Raw genomic sequence first — 17534 nt, 5'->3', positions numbered from 1 at the left:
AATTAAAGTATCGGAGTTTCAAAATATTTTTATTCAAAAGAAAAAGGATAGGAAAGCTATCGCTTCCTATCCTCATTTATTATAATACGCGGCCAAATAGTTCTAAAACCATTTCTATCTCTTGGTCGCTCCAACCTTTAAATCTCTCTTTATAATATTCTTTACGCACAGCTTCAAGCTTTTCAGTGACTTCTCGTCCGTTTTCTGTAATTTCTAAGTATACGATACGACGGTCTGAATTTGAACGTTTTCTTTCAACAAACCCTTTTCGTACGAGACGATCTGTTACAGCTGTAATATGACTAGAGGTTACGTTTACTTCACTCGCAATTTGCGAAGCCATTTGTGGACTTTTTAAAAATAACGCACGTAATACAGAGAATTCATTATATGGCATATGCTCTGAAAAACGTGTATTAATATCATTTTGTAATAAACGTATCATCTTTCGAAATGATGCAGATAAATCTAAAATCAGTGTTTCTCTATTTTCGTTCACTAGCCTCGTCCCTTTTTTATCATATTTACACATATTATAATCTATAAATACCTATGTTGTATATGCTTTCTTCCCTCAACATTCTCATTTATGTAACTTTTTTCATGCGATTTTCTTTTTTGTTCACACATATACATGTAAAAAGGATGGTGAGCATAAATGCAAAGTGGAATGAATCCGTATTTACATAATATCCGTACGACAAATACTGGTAAAGAAGCTACTATTACTGTACAAGGAGAAGGCATTATAAAGGCAAAACCAAATGTTGTCATATTAACACTGGGCATTCGAACAGATAGTAAAAATGTAAAACAAGCGCAAGAAGAAAATGCAGTACAATCGAAACAATTGCTTGATGCACTCAAACAGCTAGGTATTGCCGATAAAGATATAGAAACCATTTCTTATACGATTACTCCTCAATACGAATATGTAAATGATAAAGCCTTACTACAAGGATACCGTGTAGAGCATTTGTATGAAATTACCGTTTTAAATGTGCAAAAAGCAGGGGAAGTATATGATATAGCCGTTTCGAATGGTGCAAACGTAGCAAAAGGGTTACGTTTTCGAATATCTCATCCAAATAAATATTATGAGCAAGCTCTCATTCAGGCTCTGCACCAAGCAGTAGAAAAAGCTCGTGCTATTGCGAGTACATACAATTTAAACATTAATCCTGTTCCCCTCTCACTCGTTGAAGAATCTGCCCAATTACCACGGGAGGTTGCATCCTATGCTACTTTACATGCACAAGCAGCCCCTCCCATTCAATCGGGAGAATTAGAAATCATTTCAACAATACGAGCGATTTTTACGTATTTATAAATAATTTCATTTATAAGTAAACGTTATCATTTTCCTTGTTGTAAAAACATGATGTTCTGATATAATAAAGGACGGTGAGCTCTTACGAAAGAGATATCACGGGTGGGAGAGGGATATGAAAAAGAAGGTTTAACATGAAAGGAATACTTGAAAGAACATTTAAATTAGACTTACACCAAACATCACCAAAACAAGAAGTTTTAGCTGGAGTCACGTCATTTTTCACGATCGTTTATATTATGATTGTAAATGCGTCAATCTTATCAGATGCCGGCATTCCTCTTGAAGCAGGAATTTTGGCAACTGTTTTTAGTTCATTTGTCGGATGTCTACTTATGGCATTTTGGGCAAATGCACCTGCTATTCTTGTCCCTGGTATGGGTGTAAATGCATTCTTCACGTACACTGCTGTGCATACGCTCGGTTTAACTTGGCAAGAAGCATTGGCAGCTGTTTTTATCGCCGGGATTATTTTTGCAATTGCTGCTTTTACACCAATTGCTCGCGTGCTTTCGGTATCGATTCCAAAGTCATTAAAGGAAGCGATCACTGTCGGTATCGGGTTGTTTTTAGCTTTCATCGGCTTGCAAAAAGGTGGTTTAGTCGTTTCGCATCCTAATACCGCTGTTGCAATGGGGAAATTAAGTAGTCCTGTCGTTCTTGCAACACTACTTACTCTTATTGTGGCACTTGTGCTATTTGTGCGTAACGTACGTGGAAACTTTTTATGGACGATTGCAATTGGAACTGGTATTGCATGGCTGTTTGGCCTTGTTGATACGAGTCAAATGGGAAATAGTTCGTTTTCATTCGCTAATTACGGCGATGTGTTTGGAGCTATGTCATTTGGGAAACTTTCTTCCTTACCATTTTGGATTGCAACATTCTCCTTAAGCATGGTGCTTATTTTCGAGAACATGGGACTACTGCACGGTTTATTAGAAGATGACCGTAAATTCCCACGTGCTTACCAAGCAAATGCAATTTCAGCAATGACATGTGGTCTATTTGGCACAAGCCCTACCGTTTCAACAGTAGAGAGTGCCGCAGGTATTACTGCAGGCGGAAAAACAGGTCTGACGTCTATCGTTACAGGGTTGTTATTCTTCGCATCACTGTTTGCACTTCCGTTTGTCAAAATAATTCCTGACAGTGCCATTGCACCAATCTTAATTATTATTGGCGGTCTGATGATTACAAGCATTCAACAAATTCCTCTGAACGACTTTTCAGAAGGATTTCCAGCGTTTTTAATTATCGTTATGATTCCGCTCACATATAGTATCGCTGATGGCATTGCGTTCGGATTTATTGCTTATCCTATCTTGAAAGTTGCTCTTGGAAAGCGTAAAGAAGTCGCACCATCCATGTATATCATTACATGCTTATTCTTAGCCATGTTCGTATTACACGCTATTGGCTAGTAAAAAACACCGAGGAAATCCTCGGTGTTTTTTTACTTAAACCAACCTTTTTTATAAAACCAAGCCATCATTCCGCCGCCAATTAACGCCATTAAAATTAAGCAAATAAAATAACTATACTTCCCGCCAAGCTCTGGCATATGTGCGAAGTTCATGCCGTATACCCCTGCAATAAATGTTAACGGCATGAAAATAGTTGAGAAAACAGTTAATGTTTTCATAATATTGTTCATATGGTGGGAATTCAACGAAAAGTAACTATCTCGAATATCTGCTGTTAATTCACGGCTCGCTTCAATCATCTCTGTCAGTTTAAGCAAATGATCATGTATATCTTTAAAATAAATTTCATGATCGCTTATACCGTAAAAACGTGTTGAATTTAATATACGATACAGTAAATCACGCATCGGAATAATCGTACGCCTTAGCTTAGATAAATCAGCACGAATATCAAATACTTCTTCTAGCACACTTCCTGCCGTCTCACCCGTTAAATTATCATCAATTGCATTTAAATGGTCTTCGATGTAATAAACAGGTGCGAAATAATCATCTACAATTTGGTCAATAATTGTATGTGCTACATGCAAAGGACTCTTCTTAATACGTTTCTTTTCACCAAGCGTTTTCCATACTCTTTCAATCGCATTGTTATGAGAGAAATGGAAAGAGACTATATATCGATCACTAATAAATAAATCGATTTCATGCGGTTCTAATCCGTCTTCTCCGAATGCATGAAGAACTAAAAAGTTATATCCATCATAAAAATCTACCTTTGGTCTCTGTACATACTCTACACAATCTTCAATTGCAAGGGGATGGAACTTGAAGTGATCTTGTAAAATATATGTATACTCCTCTTTCGTCGGCTTATATAAATCAAGCCAATACCATACGATGTTCTCTTTTTTCGTTTCTTCTAGCGACACATCATATAAAACTTCATTTTTTTTCGTTATTGCACAAATTCTAATCATAATTTCACCCATTATTATTATAAACAAAAAATAGTAAAAAAAGCCAAGGAGAAATCTCCTCAGCTTTTTTTTATTACTTCGTTACAATACCGTGCACTAAAGTTGGTGCATCTACGTGGTCTTTAGCGATTTTCATGTTCTCATAAATTTTCGCTTTTACATCTTCAACATTTTCGCGGTTCGCGTAAATTGTAACAAGAGAGTCACCTTTTTTCACGCTATCGCCTACTTTTTTGCGAAGCATTAGACCAACTGCTAAATCAATTTCAGACTCTTTCGTTGCACGCCCTGCTCCTAAAAGCATTGCTGCTGTTCCGATTTCATCTGCAACGATTTCCGATACGTAACCGTCTTCTTTCGCTTCTACTTCAATTTTAAATTGTGCTTGTGGCAATTTAGAAGGATCATCAACAACAGATGCATCGCCGCCTTGCGCTGATAAGAACGTTTTAAATGATTCTAGCGCTTTACCATTGTTCATTACTTCAATTAACTTTTCACGCGCATCTTCTAAAGATGAAGCTTGTCCAGCAAGGTACACCATCTGACTTCCAAGCGTTAAACATAACTCTTCTAAATCTTTCGGTCCTTTACCTTGTAATGTATCAATTGCTTCTTGTACTTCTAATGCGTTACCAATTGCTTCACCAAGCGGCTGACTCATATCAGAAATAACCGCCATCGTATTACGACCAACGTTATTACCAATGCGTACCATTGCTTCAGCTAAACGTTTTGCATCTTCATCCGTTTTCATAAATGCTCCTGCTCCAGTTTTTACATCAAGAACAATTGCATCTGCACCAGCAGCAATTTTTTTACTCATAATCGAGCTTGCAATAAGCGGAATTGAGTTTACTGTTGCCGTTACATCACGAAGTGCATACAATTTTTTATCAGCGGGTGTTAAGTTTCCACTTTGACCGATAACAGCAATTTTATTTTCATTTACAAGACGCATGAATTCATCATTTTCAATTTCCACATGGAATCCTGGAACTGCTTCTAATTTATCAATTGTACCACCAGTATGTCCTAAACCACGTCCAGACATTTTCGCTACCGGTACACCTAAAGCAGCTACTAATGGACCTAATACAAGTGTCGTTGTATCACCAACACCACCTGTTGAATGCTTATCTACTTTTACCCCTTCAATGGCTGATAAATCAATTGTATCACCGCTATTTACCATTGCCATCGTTAAATCTGCACGTTCTTGATCATTCATATCTTGGAAGAAAATTGCCATTGCAAGTGAACTTACTTGATAATCAGGAATATCACCATTTGTATATCCTTCAACAATAAAGTTAATTTCTTCTGTCGTTAATGCTTGTCCATCACGTTTTTTTGCAATTAGGTCCACCATTCTCATTGTGAGGTCACCCCTTCATTTGTTTTACGATTGCTTTTACTAATGCTAAGAAGTTAGCTTTAACACGTTCTGTCGTTTCAATTACTTCATCGTGGTGAAGTGGTTGATCTAAAATACCAGCTGCCATATTTGAAATACAAGAAATACCAAGTACTTTCATACCCGCATGACGCGCTACAATTACTTCAGGTACTGTTGACATACCAACTGCATCTCCGCCAAGTGTACGAAGCATACGAATTTCAGCTGGTGTTTCATATACAGGACCTGTCATTCCAACGTATACACCTTCTTGTACTTTAATGTTTAAGTCTGCTGCAACTTGTTTCGCCATTTCACGAAGTTCTGGCGTATATGATGTAGACATATCAGGGAAACGTACGCCCATTTCAGAATCATTTGGTCCGATTAATGGATTCGTGCCCATGAAGTTGATGTGGTCTGAAATTAACATAAGATCGCCTGGCTCGAATGATGTATTTACACCACCAGCTGCGTTCGTTACAACAACAGTTTCTACACCTAGTTCTTTCATAACACGAACTGGGAATGTTACTTTTTGCATGTCATATCCTTCGTAGAAATGGAAACGTCCTTGCATTGCTACTACAGGTACACCTTGAAGTGTACCAAATACTAGTTGACCTGCATGTCCTTCTACAGTTGATACTGGGAATTCAGGAATTTCGCTGTACGGCACTGTTACTGCGTTCTCGATTTCATCTGCTAATACACCTAGTCCAGATCCAAGGATTAGTCCTACTTGTGGTGTTTCTTGAAATTTCTCTTTTAAGTATGAAGCTGATTTTGTAATAAGTTCACGATTCATTTGTTTATCCCCCTATTTCTTTAGCTCGTTTAAGAAGCTTGTTCCGTATTCTGGCATTTTCACACCGAAGTTTTCTGCTACAGTTGCACCAATATCAGCAAATGTTTGACGAAGTGCTAATTCTTGTCCGCCTTCTTTCATGCTTGGGCTATATGCTAATAACGGTACATATTCACGTGTATGATCAGTACCAGGATGTACTGGATCATTACCATGGTCTGCTGTAATTAATAATAAATCATCTTCTTTAAGTTTTTCGAATACTTCTGGAAGACGTGCATCATATTCTTGCAGAGCTTCTCCATATCCTTGTGGATCACGACGGTGACCGAATAATGCATCAAAGTCAACTAAGTTTAAGAAGCTAAGACCTGTAAAGTCCATGTTTAATGTATCTACAAGCTTATCCATTCCATCCATGTTAGACTTCGTACGAAGTGATTCCGTTACCCCTTCGCCATCATAAATATCAGAAATTTTACCGATAGCAATAACATCGTAGTCACTATCTTTTAATTCATTCATTACTGTGCGACCAAATGGTTTTAATGCATAGTCATGACGATTTGGTGTACGTGTGAATTTCCCTGGTTCTCCAACGAATGGACGCGCGATAACACGTCCTACCATGTACTTCTCATCTAACGTTAGTTCACGGGCAATTTTACAAATTTTATATAACTCATCAAGTGGCACTACTTCTTCGTGTGCTGCAATTTGTAATACACTATCAGCAGAAGTGTAAACGATTAAAGAGCCTGTTTCCATTTGCTCTTGACCAAGCTCATCAAGAATTTCTGTTCCAGAAGCTGGCTTATTACCGATAATTTTACGGCCTGTTTTTTCTTCTAATTCATCAAGTAATTCTTTCGGGAATCCTTCAGGGAATACTTGGAATGGTGTATCAATGTAAAGGCCCATAATTTCCCAGTGACCTGTCATTGTATCTTTACCGGTAGATTTCTCTTGCATTTTTGTATAATATCCAAGTGGCTTCTCTACTTTTGAGATCCCTTTCATTTCACGAATGTTACCAAGACCTAATTTCACCATGTTTGGCATTTGTAATCCATTCATATGTTCAGCAATGTGACCAATTGTGTCAGAACCTAAATCACCAAATTGTTCAGCATCAGGTGCTTCACCGATTCCTACAGAGTCCATTACGACTAGGAATATACGTTTATATTTATTCATAACTGCGACCTCCTATAAGTTCAGTTCTACTTCTTGTAGTATGTTCAAAACGCTATAAAGTGAAACTGTTATTCATAAGAATTCTCTTTCGTTCTCATTGTCAAACAGTACTTCTTTAAATCATTCTCTAACCTATTTCGTTTTACTTGAAACGACTGAAAAACATTTCTAGTTTTTTCTAAGTCAGATGTCAGACATCTGATATTGATATCATAACATGTTTACGCTTTCTTTTTAATACATTTTCGTAGAATTTCTTATTTTATTCACACTTCTATTGTAATCCATTCTGCGAAGAAGTGCTAATTATTTTATAACATATTTCCTAATATAAAAATAAAAAGCAGCTCTAAAGAGCTGCTTTTTATTTTACTTCTACTGTTTCTTCTTTATGTTCATGTAGTTCGCCTTTTCTTACATGAACTTTCACTTTATAAGCACCATTCTCTTTGAAAGTATGTTTACTTTCATACTCTCCTTTATTCCCCTCTTTCGCTGGAATAAATTCGTGTTTTTCAACACCATCTTTCCAAATCTCAAGTTGAACTTCAGCACCAGTTAACGCTTCTTCTTTTTGCTTTAAATGGACTTTCATTGTTGCTTCAGCATTTGCTTTTATGTCACCGGCCATAAGATGAATCATTGTGTCACTTTTATGATCACCGTGTCCTGCACTATGATCACCACTTTCTTTTTTCGCATCTTCTACTTTCGCATTCCCTACAGCAACTTTGTGTTCTGGCATAACGTGTATATCACGTGCATTTGTATGAGGAATAATATGATATACTCCATCAGTTTCAAATGTTTTCTCTACTGCATAAACACCTTTTCCTTTATGCTTACCATCTAACATCTCGTGTTTCTCGTCGCCATCTTTCCAAATCTCAAACTTTACGTCATCAGCATCCGTTACTCTTTCTTTTCCTTGTGTAACAAGTGCTTGTACTTCTGTTTTTTCACCAGGTTTAATTTCTTTCGGATTCGTTTGAACCGCTACGTCTATACCTTCAAGTTTCTGTTCTTTTTTCGGTTCTTCTTTGTTTGTATTACAGCCAGCCAGTGCTAGCATCGCGATAAATAACGTCATAATAAGTTTTTTCATCATCATTTCCTCCTTCATACTTTCCTTAGTATAGAGGAAATACATTGTAATATTCTAGTCTTCTGCTGAAAACAATGTACGAAATGTTTGTGAAGTTTCTGTGAAATGGTTCACTCTTCTTAATCTATGAAAAAAGAGCATAGTGACTATGCTCTCGGGTGAAACTGTTTATATACATCTTTTAATCTAGTTTTTGAAACGTGCGTATAAATTTGTGTCGTCGAAATATCTGCATGTCCAAGCATCTCTTGTACAGCACGCAAATCTGCCCCGTTCTCTAATAAATGCGTAGCAAAAGAGTGACGCAACGTATGCGGTGTAAGCTCTTTTTCAATATTTGCTTCTTTCGCTAATCGTTTTAAAATTTTCCAAAATCCTTGTCTCGATAATCGGTTACCATGATGGTTTAAAAAGAGTGCATCTACTGCTTTTTTACCCATCAATTCTCTTCTTCCTTTTTCAATATACTTTTGAATCGCTTCTGTCGCTAAGCTTCCTAATGGAATAATTCTTTCTTTATTCCCTTTCCCAATGCAGCGAACAAACCCCATCGTTAAGTGTACATCTTCTAAATTTAATGCAATTAATTCTGAAACACGAAGTCCTGTTGCATACAACAACTCTAACATTGCCTTATCACGAATCCCAAAAGCACTTGCCGTTTTCGGTGTTTGAAGCAATGCTTCCACTTCGTCGATTGATAATACTTTTGGTAATTTCCGTTCCCCTTGTGGTGTTTCAATATGTACCGATGGGTCATGCTCCACTGCTCGTTCACGAAGTAAAAATTGATGAAACGAACGAATCGATGCAATATGACGCGCCAATGTTTTTGAAGATTTCCCGTTTTCTTTTAAATACTGCAAAAAGTTAACAATATGCAAGCGTGTCACTTCATGAAACGTCTTCGTTTGTTCTACATTTTGCAAATACTTCACATAGCTTTTCAAATCACGTTCATAAGATACAACTGTATTTTTCGCTAACCCTTTTTCAACAATCATATAATGAATAAAATCTTTTAATTGATCTTCCAATCTACACTACTCCCCATTTTCATAGAAAAACATCATTCTATTTACGAAAGCATCCTTTTCCGGCTCCTCATTCCCTGATACTTTTTCTACAGTCTCTTCTTTTGGCTTTTCATAACGATGGTAACTTTCATATTCTTCATTTATCCATAGTATAGCGAAATAAAACAAAATCGTACAACTTGTAAATAATAAAAATACTTTCATCCCATCAAAAGTTAATTTTAAAGCTCGGCGCATTGTAAATTCCTCCAAAATATAAGTTATTACAACATATGCCAAGCTTTCACCAATTTATACCTTATTCAAATAAAAAACCTCTTCCTAGTTAAATAGGAAAAGGTTATTTTTCATCCGTTTCATTTTCTTGACAATTTTTACAAATCCCATGGAATGTTAAACGATGATCTTTCACCTTAAAGCTCCAGTCTCGTTCCACTTTATTCTCCACTTCACCAAGTAAATCTTCTTGTATTTCTTGTACAGCACCGCATTGTGTACAGATTAAATGATGATGGAAACGCTGTGCACCTTCTTGGCGTAAGTCATAACGCGAAACACCGTCTCCAAAGTTAATCTTATCGACAACTTTCAACTCAGACAATAACTCTAAAGTTCGATAGACGGTTGCTAATCCGATCTCTGGCGACTTTTCTTTTACAAGGAGGTATACATCTTCTGCGCTTAAATGATCTTCTTCATTTTCTAGCAGCACACGAACTGTTGCTTCACGTTGTGGTGTCAATTTATAGCTCGCTGCATGTAATTGCTTTTTAATTCGTTCAATTCTTTCTTCCATTCGGTACTACTCCCTCCTCGCCACTCTTACACCATTATATCAGAAGAAGGGCTCCTGTCAAAAGAAAAACAATAAAAACAAATTGATAATTATTCTCAAAAAGTACTTATTGTTTGTTAATAGCCTCCACGACTTCTTTCATTAAAACTGGTGATGCATACGCTTCGACACTGGAAGCAATAGCTAATACCGCTCCAATCACGAGAAAAAAGCATGTATAGCGAATTAATAACGGTAATAGTGGCTCAGTTATTTTCCGGATAAATTGATGCCTAATCATTCTCAAGGAAAAGCTTGCAGCAATTGTTGTCATAACGAGAAATACAGGAATTATAATTAAATTTTGTGGCAATACAGATACAAATGCTAGTAATAGTCCATTCCATCCGTGCTGACTTACTAAAAAACCTACTGTAAATCCAACAACTACCCCTTTCAAAAATAGTAAGATAAAAATGAGCGGCAACCCAATAATTGAAATCCCCAAAATCCAAATAAAGCCGATATATTTTAATTGCGAAAAGTAACTTTCTCGAAACATTTCGCCCGCGACAGCAAATTCTCCTTTAGAAACTTGTCCAAAAAAACGCTGTAAATAAAATGATAAATCTTGCTTTTGGTTTATCTGTAAACTATTCACAAGAATCGCTCCGAATATTACTCCCATCAGTAATAAAACCGCATTAAATATATATAGTGAAGAATTTTCCTGTATGTGAGACATTACACGGTCTTGCCAAGTTTTTCGCCACATTTTCCTTCCCTCCGTTCACACTCTTACTAAAAATGTATGAAAGAAAGAAAAAAAGTATGACGAATTAACATTGAAATTCCGCTCTACTTTGCTAAACTAAAAAGTAGAGAATAGGAGGGATTTCTCTTGAAACCATTATTATTAGATTTTCCAACATTATTTCAAACTGAGCGCTTGCAAGTACGTAAGCCGTTTCCAGGTGACGGTACAGAAGTATATGAAGCAATCCAAGCTTCTCTAGAAGACTTATTACCGTGGATGCCAATTACAGCTGAAACAGAAGAACGTGCTGAAGAAATTGTTCGCGAAGCTCACGGACAGTTTTTACTTCGTGAAACACTTGATTTCCACTTATACGATAAAGTATCTGGTACATTCATCGGAGCTATTACTCTCAAGCCTGAAAACTGGGATATTCCAAAGTTTTCACTTCACTTCTGGTTACATAGCGCTTATACAAAGCAAGGCTATATGACAGAAGCCATTAAAGGTGCGATTCAATTTGCATTTGATAAGCTAGGTGCTAGAAGAATTGAAATTCGTACTGATGCAACAAATGTAAATGCATGTAGCTTAGCAGAACGTCTAGAGTTTATTTTAGAAGGAACTATGGAAAATGATTTCTTAGCACCAGATGGTAGCTTACGTGATGCACGTGTATATGCAAAAATCAATTAAAAAACACTCGCCTTTGGCGAGTGTTTATTTTTGTAATTGTAAATATTGTACTGCAAACATCGTCTTAGCATCATGAATGCGAAGGTCTTTCATAAGATCAACCGCTTCTTCTAATGACACTTCCATTAATTCCACAAATTCATCTTCATCTAAAGCTGCTTTATTTTCTTTTTGTTTTAATCCTGTCGCTTTATATACATATAAAATCTCATCTGCAAAACCAGGTGATGTATAGAAAGATGTAATAAGCTCCATATTTTCACACACATATCCTGTTTCTTCTTCTAATTCACGAACTGCTGTTACCTCTGGCTTTTCCCCAGGTTCTAACTTCCCAGCAGGAATTTCCACAATTGCCTTTTCGAGAGCTTTACGATACTGCTCAACGAGTACAATTTTCCCCTCATCAGTAATAGCAATAATAGCAACTGCCCCAGGGTGATTTACGATTTCACGTTTACTCATTTCTCCATTTGGTAATACTACATCATCAACACGAACTTTTATAACTCTACCATCAAAAATCGGTTCAGTTTTTACTGTTCTTTCTGCAAGATTACTCATACTACTTCATCTCCCTGTTCTATTTCCTAATCGTTCTTCATACATTTTACCACATTGAAAGGAGCGTGATAGAAATGAAAGTTTACATTTTACCAAATCGCGTCACTTTAGTCGGCAAAGCATGGCAAATTCGTCATAAGCTAAAACAATATGGAAAAGAGTATACAACTGTACAAGAGTGGATTACAGCAAATAAAAAGTAAACGTTTGTCAACCTCCTTCCCCTTTCGTACAATAAGGATAAGGAGGTTGACCTATGAAAAAACGTCAATTAGGAAACTCAGATTTATATGTTACGGAAATTGGATTTGGCTGTATGTCTCTCGGTACATCTGGGACTGAAGCTATGCGTATTATCGATGAGGCAATCGATTTAGGAATTAACTTTTTTGATACAGCGGACTTATACGATTATGGATTAAATGAAGAATTTGTTGGAAAATCTCTGAAAGGAAAACGCGACCAAATTGTTCTTACAACAAAGGTTGGAAATCGATGGACAGAAGAAAAAAACGGTTGGTCTTGGGATCCTTCTAAAGCTTATATAAAGGCCGAAGTAAAAGAGAGTTTACGTAGACTTCAAACAGATTATATTGATTTATATCAACTGCATGGCGGGACAACTGAAGATCCTATAGATGAAACAATTGAAGCCTTTGAAGAATTGAAAAAAGAAGGTATTATTCGTCATTATGGTATCTCTTCTATACGTCCAAATGTCATTCGTGAGTATGCAAAACGTTCAAATATCGTTAGTGTATTAATGGAATACAGCCTTTTAAATCGTCGTCCTGAAGAATGGTTCCCACTTCTTAATGAACATCAAATTAGTGTCATCGCACGCGGACCACTTGCGAAGGGCATTTTAACTAACAACAATGCAAGCAAGATAGAAAGAGTGAAGGAAAAAGATTACCTCTCCTATTCTTATGATGAATTAAATACAACACTCGCAAGTGTAAAAGAAATTATAGGAGAAAGATCTTTAACTGGATCGGCCATTCAATACTGCTTACATAATGAAGCTGTTGCATCTGTTATACCTGGTGCAAGCTCTATTCAGCAGTTGCAAGCAAATGTACATGCTGGGGAACAAATGTCTTTAACAAAAGAAGAATATACACAACTTCAGCAAATTTTTAAATTTGATACATATGCTTTACATCGTTAAAAAGGCGCTACCATACTGGTAGCGTCTTTTTATAACGTATCATATTTATCAGGATTCGTTCCTACATGTAAATTACGATTTAACGTATTAATTTGATCCATCTCTTCTTCAGTTAATGAGAAATCAAAAATAGTAAAGTTCTCTTTAATACGAGATGGCGTAACAGATTTAGGAATAGTCACAATCCCACTTTGAATATCCCACCTTAATATAACTTGTGCAGGTGACTTTTCATATTTTTTAGAAATAGCCTGAATAATTGGATGCTGGAATACTTCGCCGCCTCTCATTAAAGGACTCCACGCTTCCATTTGAATTTGCTCACCTTGACAGAAATCACGCAATTCAAATTGCGCTAACATTGGATGAAGTTCAACTTGGTTTACCATTGGCTTCACTTTGCAATTTGGTAATAACAGTTCTAAATGATGTTTATGAAAATTAGAAACACCTATAGCACGCACTTTACCTTCTTCATATAGCTTTTCTAGAGCACGGTACGTATCAACATACTTTCCTCTTATCGGCCAATGGATTAAATATAAATCTACATAGTCCATTTGTAATTTCGTTAAACTTTTTTCAAACGCCTCAAGCGTCTCCTCGTACCCTTGATCGTCGTTCCAAACTTTTGTTGTAATAAACAAGTCTTCTCGCGGGATCCCAGATTCACGAACCGCTTCTCCGACACCGCTTTCATTTTCATATACAGTTGCTGTATCAATCGAACGGTATCCAACTTCTAACGCTGTTTTTACTGCTTGTTTTACTTCGTCGCCTTCTTTCGCTTTATAAACGCCTAGACCAATCATCGGCATTTTCACGCCATTATGAAGTGTAGTTGTTGGAATATGCACAGTCGTTCTCCCTTTCATTGTTACATTTTTATAAACCACTACTTTATTTCAACAAGATTCATCCAAAAAGTCAAAACATACGTACAGTTGACATAATAATTTTATACACATTTAAAAAAATAACGTGAACTCAGTCATTCACGTTACTTTCTATCCATTCTTTCGCTTTTTCATCAACATTACGTACAAACTCATTTTTTCCTTCTGTATACATCGTGCCATCATATGTATATTTTTCTGCTAGTTCTTTCTTTAAAGTCGCATATGCCTCTGCTTCTTCACAATGAGCCATCATGTAATCACGAAACGCTAAATGCCTTGTAATCTCAGGGTTCTCTTTTTCAAATACATGTAAATGATACGAGCGTTTCTCCTCAGTTCCATGAATAAAATAACGGCGTCTTGAAATACCATTTTCCCCTTTTACGATGTAACCAAGCTCTTTAAATCTTTCATTCCAACGATCTACTCGATCGATACTTTCTACTTCCATAATCATATCAATAATAGGTTTAGCTGCTAGTCCTGGCACTGATGTACTGCCAATATGATGAATCTCCACTGTTTCTGGCATCACAGACTTCAATCTTTCGGCTTCCATTTGAAATTTTTCACTCCAATGATTTTCATACGGCACGACTACAATTTTTCTCATTTTAACTCCCCTTTTCTTACAAGCTCGTCAAAAAAATGACCAGCAATATACACTGATCATTTTCGTTATTATTTAAAGTCTTTCCAAGTAAGGCTACTTTCACTTAACAGTTCTTCAAATGATTTATTCTTTTCACGTTCTTTTTGCTCTTGACGCTTTCTTTCCAGTTCTGCTGCCTCTTTTTTCTCTTCTCTCACTTGCAACTCTTTTTTCTTATTCTTTAATTGTTGCATTAACGAATCGTTCAATTGATCACCTAGTGTAAGTGATTCTTTCTCTGGTTGATTCATTTGAGAGTGTCTTTGTGTTTGTCTTTGCTTCTTTTTCTTCATACTACTCACCTTTTACTTTTTTCTCCATTATAGAGGATACACGGCGAAATCGACAATAAAAAAGTACATTACTCCCCGATTCTCTATTATTCTTTTTTGTAAATATGTTAATTTTTCGAAAAAACTAAATTTTATTATAGATATAATCCTAGTAATCTATTAAAATTATGTCGTATGATGTCAGATTATAAAATCAGATTATAAAAAAGGAGAAATTAATTATGTGGAAAAAAATTATTCCTGCTGTCGCTATTTTAAGCACCATGACTTTTTCAAGCGTGTTCGCCGCTCCTCCATCTCAGACTCCTGCTGAACAAAACCGATACATAGACGTACAAATGCTTGGTATTAATGATTTCCATGGACAACTAGACACTGTAAAAAAAATTAATAACAAAGAAGCTGGTGGTGCTGATTACTTAGCCACTTATTTAAAAGAACGTAAAAAACAAAACCCTAATACACTTCTCGTACATGCTGGCGATATTGTCGGAGCTAGTCCACCAGTTTCAGCATTGTTACAAGACGAACCAACGATTGAATTTTTAAATGACTTAAAGTTTGATGTTGGTACAATCGGAAACCATGAATTTGATGAAGGCATCGACGAAATGCAACGACTCATTTACGGTGGTTACCATGAAAAAACAGGGAAATTCAAGGGAGCAAACTTCCCTTATGTCGCTGCAAACTTCTATAACAAATCAACTGGTCGCTTATTTTTACCACCATTTACTGTAAAAATGGTAGATGGTGTTCCTGTAGGGTTCATTGGTGTCGTTACCACTGATACACCAAATGTCGTTATGCCTACTATGCTTAAAAATGTACAAATCACTGACGAAGTTGAAGCAATTAATAAATCAACGCAACAATTAAAACGTCTCGGCGTTAAATCCATCGTCGTTCTCGCCCATGTTGGCGGAACTACCGATGAGTCTGGCGTAACAAATGGAGACCTTACTCGAATTGCAAATGAAACGGATCCAGAAGTTGATGTTATTTTCGGTGGACATAGTCATACGTATGTAAATGGTACTGTTAATAATAAGCTTATCGTACAAGCGAACTCTTACGGGATGGCTTTCTCAGACGTAGATGTAACAATTGACCGTAAAACAAAAGATATTGTAAAGAAAAAAGCTGAAGTTGTTACAACATACCATGAAGGTGTCGAACCTGATAAACAAGTAAAACAAAAGTTAGATCAATATAAAGAAAAAATCGCACCTCTTGTAAATGAAGTAGTCGGAAAATCTACAGCACCTATTGACCGTAAACAAAACGATGCTGGTGAATCTACACTTGGAAATTTAGTTGCCGATGCCCAGCGCCAAACTATGCAAACTCAAATCGCACTTATGAATCCTGGCGGCATTCGTAATGACTTAGACGCTGGCGATATTACATGGGGCGAATTGTACGGCATTCAACCTTTTGGAAATCAATTGATTAAAGTAGATTTAACAGGTCAAGACATTCGCGATATTTTAAATCAACAATGGCAAAAAGGTACAACGAGAATGCTTCAAATTTCAGGTATCCACTATACTTGGGATGCAAGCAAACCAAACGGTGAGAAGGTTACGACTATACGCCTAACAAATGGAGAAGAATTATCTCCATCCAAAACGTATAGCGTAGTTGCAAATGCTTTCTTAGCTTCTGGCGGTGATGGATTCGTATCATTTAAAAATGGTAAAAATGCAGAAACTGGTCCAAATGACTTTGAAGCACTAGTCGATTATGTAAAACAAGTAAAAGAGCCAATTCAACCAATTATTGATGGACGTATTCAAAAAATCAACTAAATACTATTCAAACTAGTGCGTGACACTGGAAAGAAGAAGCTCCTTTTATATGCAAGGAGCTTCTTCTTTTAGAGTCATACGTATTGTCATTCTTCTAGTGCAGTAAAGGATAAGCACATAGCCCTTGTTTCCTCGTAGTATATAGAAAACTATAATAGGAGGGTTTTTATGTATTTCTATCCAAACAACGACGATACATTATATCGACAAAACGACAAACTCATTCGTAGTATTGAGAAAGCCATTAACGGAGAATATAGCGCCATTCATTGTTATGCTAAATTAGCTAATTTAGCTCCAGACATAAATGAACGAAATCAAATCCTTGAAATCCGGCAAGATGAAATAAAGCATTTTCACCAATTTGTACAAATCTACACCCTTTTAACCAGTAAAAACCCTCAGCCCCAAATCACTGAAGAATGTCCAACTCTTTATTTGAACGGATTAGAATTCGCTATACAAGACGAGCAACGAACAGTTGATTTTTACTTAGAAATTGCAGACGAAGCGACAAATCAACAAGTGAAAGAAACATTTCGGCGCGCAGCAGCTGATGAACAAAATCATGCCGTTTGGTTCCTATATTACTTTTCGAAACAAAACAAAAAATGAAATGAAATAAGACAAAAA

At 36.4% G+C, this 17534-nt stretch carries 21 protein-coding genes; 7 read left to right on the top strand and 14 right to left on the bottom strand.

Annotated features, from left to right (window positions below; genetic code table 11):
* Window positions 1–79: 79 nt before the first annotated feature.
* Complete coding sequence (locus QCI75_RS06930) at window positions 80–499, bottom strand: MarR family winged helix-turn-helix transcriptional regulator (RefSeq protein ID WP_001004995.1); 420 nt, start codon at window positions 497–499, stop codon at window positions 80–82.
* A 159-nt stretch (window positions 500–658) separates the two neighbouring features.
* Here QCI75_RS06930 and QCI75_RS06925 point away from each other — a divergent pair, with 159 nt between their 5' ends.
* Window positions 659–1330: an SIMPL domain-containing protein gene (locus QCI75_RS06925; protein WP_001190569.1), complete on the top strand. Its 672-nt coding sequence runs from the start codon at window positions 659–661 to the stop codon at window positions 1328–1330.
* 134 nt (window positions 1331–1464) lie between these two features.
* Window positions 1465–2754, top strand: a complete 1290-nt coding sequence (locus QCI75_RS06920; protein ID WP_060749665.1) for an NCS2 family permease — start codon at window positions 1465–1467, stop codon at window positions 2752–2754.
* 32 nt (window positions 2755–2786) lie between these two features.
* Here QCI75_RS06920 and corA read toward each other — a convergent pair whose 3' ends face one another.
* The 9 genes from corA to spoIIM form a co-directional block, all read right to left on the bottom strand.
* Window positions 2787–3749 (bottom strand): magnesium/cobalt transporter CorA, encoded by a 963-nt coding sequence (corA, locus tag QCI75_RS06915; protein ID WP_142344611.1) that lies wholly within the window; start codon window positions 3747–3749, stop codon window positions 2787–2789.
* 61 nt (window positions 3750–3810) lie between these two features.
* Complete coding sequence (locus QCI75_RS06910; RefSeq protein ID WP_098498747.1) at window positions 3811–5115, bottom strand: pyrimidine-nucleoside phosphorylase; 1305 nt, start codon at window positions 5113–5115, stop codon at window positions 3811–3813.
* Window positions 5116–5122: 7 nt separating this feature from the next.
* Window positions 5123–5944 carry a purine-nucleoside phosphorylase gene (locus tag QCI75_RS06905; RefSeq protein WP_001078440.1) on the bottom strand — a complete coding sequence of 274 codons (822 nt, stop codon included), beginning with the start codon at window positions 5942–5944 and terminating at the stop codon, window positions 5123–5125.
* 12 nt (window positions 5945–5956) lie between these two features.
* Entirely contained in the window at window positions 5957–7141 is a 1185-nt protein-coding gene (deoB, locus tag QCI75_RS06900) for a phosphopentomutase (RefSeq protein WP_001046076.1), read from the bottom strand.
* A gap of 364 nt (window positions 7142–7505) precedes the next feature.
* A complete protein-coding gene (locus QCI75_RS06895; RefSeq protein ID WP_144504375.1) occupies window positions 7506–8249 on the bottom strand; it encodes a FixH family protein in 744 nt (247 codons plus the stop codon).
* A gap of 143 nt (window positions 8250–8392) precedes the next feature.
* Window positions 8393–9283 carry a site-specific tyrosine recombinase XerD gene (xerD, locus tag QCI75_RS06890; protein ID WP_002122242.1) on the bottom strand — a complete coding sequence of 297 codons (891 nt, stop codon included), beginning with the start codon at window positions 9281–9283 and terminating at the stop codon, window positions 8393–8395.
* A gap of 6 nt (window positions 9284–9289) precedes the next feature.
* Window positions 9290–9520 carry a YqzK family protein gene (locus QCI75_RS06885; protein WP_002088473.1) on the bottom strand — a complete coding sequence of 77 codons (231 nt, stop codon included), beginning with the start codon at window positions 9518–9520 and terminating at the stop codon, window positions 9290–9292.
* Window positions 9521–9623: 103 nt separating this feature from the next.
* Window positions 9624–10079, bottom strand: a complete 456-nt coding sequence (gene fur, locus QCI75_RS06880) for a ferric iron uptake transcriptional regulator (protein WP_000392654.1) — start codon at window positions 10077–10079, stop codon at window positions 9624–9626.
* Window positions 10080–10185: 106 nt separating this feature from the next.
* Window positions 10186–10833: a stage II sporulation protein M gene (spoIIM, locus tag QCI75_RS06875; protein WP_002111637.1), complete on the bottom strand. Its 648-nt coding sequence runs from the start codon at window positions 10831–10833 to the stop codon at window positions 10186–10188.
* Between the two features lie 126 nt (window positions 10834–10959).
* Here spoIIM and QCI75_RS06870 point away from each other — a divergent pair, with 126 nt between their 5' ends.
* Window positions 10960–11511 (top strand): GNAT family N-acetyltransferase, encoded by a 552-nt coding sequence (locus tag QCI75_RS06870; RefSeq protein ID WP_002199431.1) that lies wholly within the window; start codon window positions 10960–10962, stop codon window positions 11509–11511.
* Between the two features lie 24 nt (window positions 11512–11535).
* Here the strand turns inward: QCI75_RS06870 and QCI75_RS06865 are convergent, their stop codons facing one another.
* A complete protein-coding gene (locus QCI75_RS06865) occupies window positions 11536–12075 on the bottom strand; it encodes an NUDIX hydrolase (protein ID WP_144504377.1) in 540 nt (179 codons plus the stop codon).
* A 74-nt stretch (window positions 12076–12149) separates the two neighbouring features.
* Between QCI75_RS06865 and mciZ the strand changes: the two genes are divergently transcribed.
* Window positions 12150–12278 carry a Z-ring formation inhibitor MciZ gene (mciZ, locus tag QCI75_RS06860; RefSeq protein WP_000870295.1) on the top strand — a complete coding sequence of 43 codons (129 nt, stop codon included), beginning with the start codon at window positions 12150–12152 and terminating at the stop codon, window positions 12276–12278.
* Between the two features lie 53 nt (window positions 12279–12331).
* Window positions 12332–13246, top strand: a complete 915-nt coding sequence (locus QCI75_RS06855; RefSeq protein ID WP_353760127.1) for an aldo/keto reductase — start codon at window positions 12332–12334, stop codon at window positions 13244–13246.
* Between the two features lie 29 nt (window positions 13247–13275).
* Here the strand turns inward: QCI75_RS06855 and QCI75_RS06850 are convergent, their stop codons facing one another.
* The 3 genes from QCI75_RS06850 to QCI75_RS06840 all read right to left on the bottom strand — a co-directional run bounded on the left by QCI75_RS06850 (window position 13276) and on the right by QCI75_RS06840 (window position 15090).
* Window positions 13276–14103 carry an aldo/keto reductase gene (locus tag QCI75_RS06850; protein WP_353761496.1) on the bottom strand — a complete coding sequence of 276 codons (828 nt, stop codon included), beginning with the start codon at window positions 14101–14103 and terminating at the stop codon, window positions 13276–13278.
* A 130-nt stretch (window positions 14104–14233) separates the two neighbouring features.
* Window positions 14234–14758, bottom strand: coding sequence for a GrpB family protein (locus QCI75_RS06845; protein ID WP_353760125.1), 525 nt, complete (start codon window positions 14756–14758; stop codon window positions 14234–14236).
* A 68-nt stretch (window positions 14759–14826) separates the two neighbouring features.
* The gene (locus QCI75_RS06840; RefSeq protein ID WP_144504385.1) at window positions 14827–15090 is read right to left on the bottom strand and encodes a YqkE family protein; all 264 of its coding nucleotides are present in this window, start codon (window positions 15088–15090) and stop codon (window positions 14827–14829) included.
* A gap of 221 nt (window positions 15091–15311) precedes the next feature.
* Between QCI75_RS06840 and QCI75_RS06835 the strand changes: the two genes are divergently transcribed.
* Together QCI75_RS06835 and QCI75_RS06830 are read left to right on the top strand one after the other, a co-directional pair.
* Complete coding sequence (locus tag QCI75_RS06835) at window positions 15312–16901, top strand: bifunctional metallophosphatase/5'-nucleotidase (RefSeq protein WP_144504387.1); 1590 nt, start codon at window positions 15312–15314, stop codon at window positions 16899–16901.
* A 168-nt stretch (window positions 16902–17069) separates the two neighbouring features.
* Window positions 17070–17516: a ferritin-like domain-containing protein gene (locus QCI75_RS06830; RefSeq protein WP_098776617.1), complete on the top strand. Its 447-nt coding sequence runs from the start codon at window positions 17070–17072 to the stop codon at window positions 17514–17516.
* The last annotated feature ends 18 nt before the right edge of the window (window positions 17517–17534 follow it).

This window comes from Bacillus cereus group sp. RP43, assembly GCF_040459645.1.
In the GTDB taxonomy this organism is placed as follows: Bacteria; Bacillota; Bacilli; order Bacillales; family Bacillaceae_G; genus Bacillus_A; species Bacillus_A mycoides_C.
Note: the sequence above shows the minus strand (reverse complement) of the source record. Positions and strands in the feature narration are given on the sequence as shown.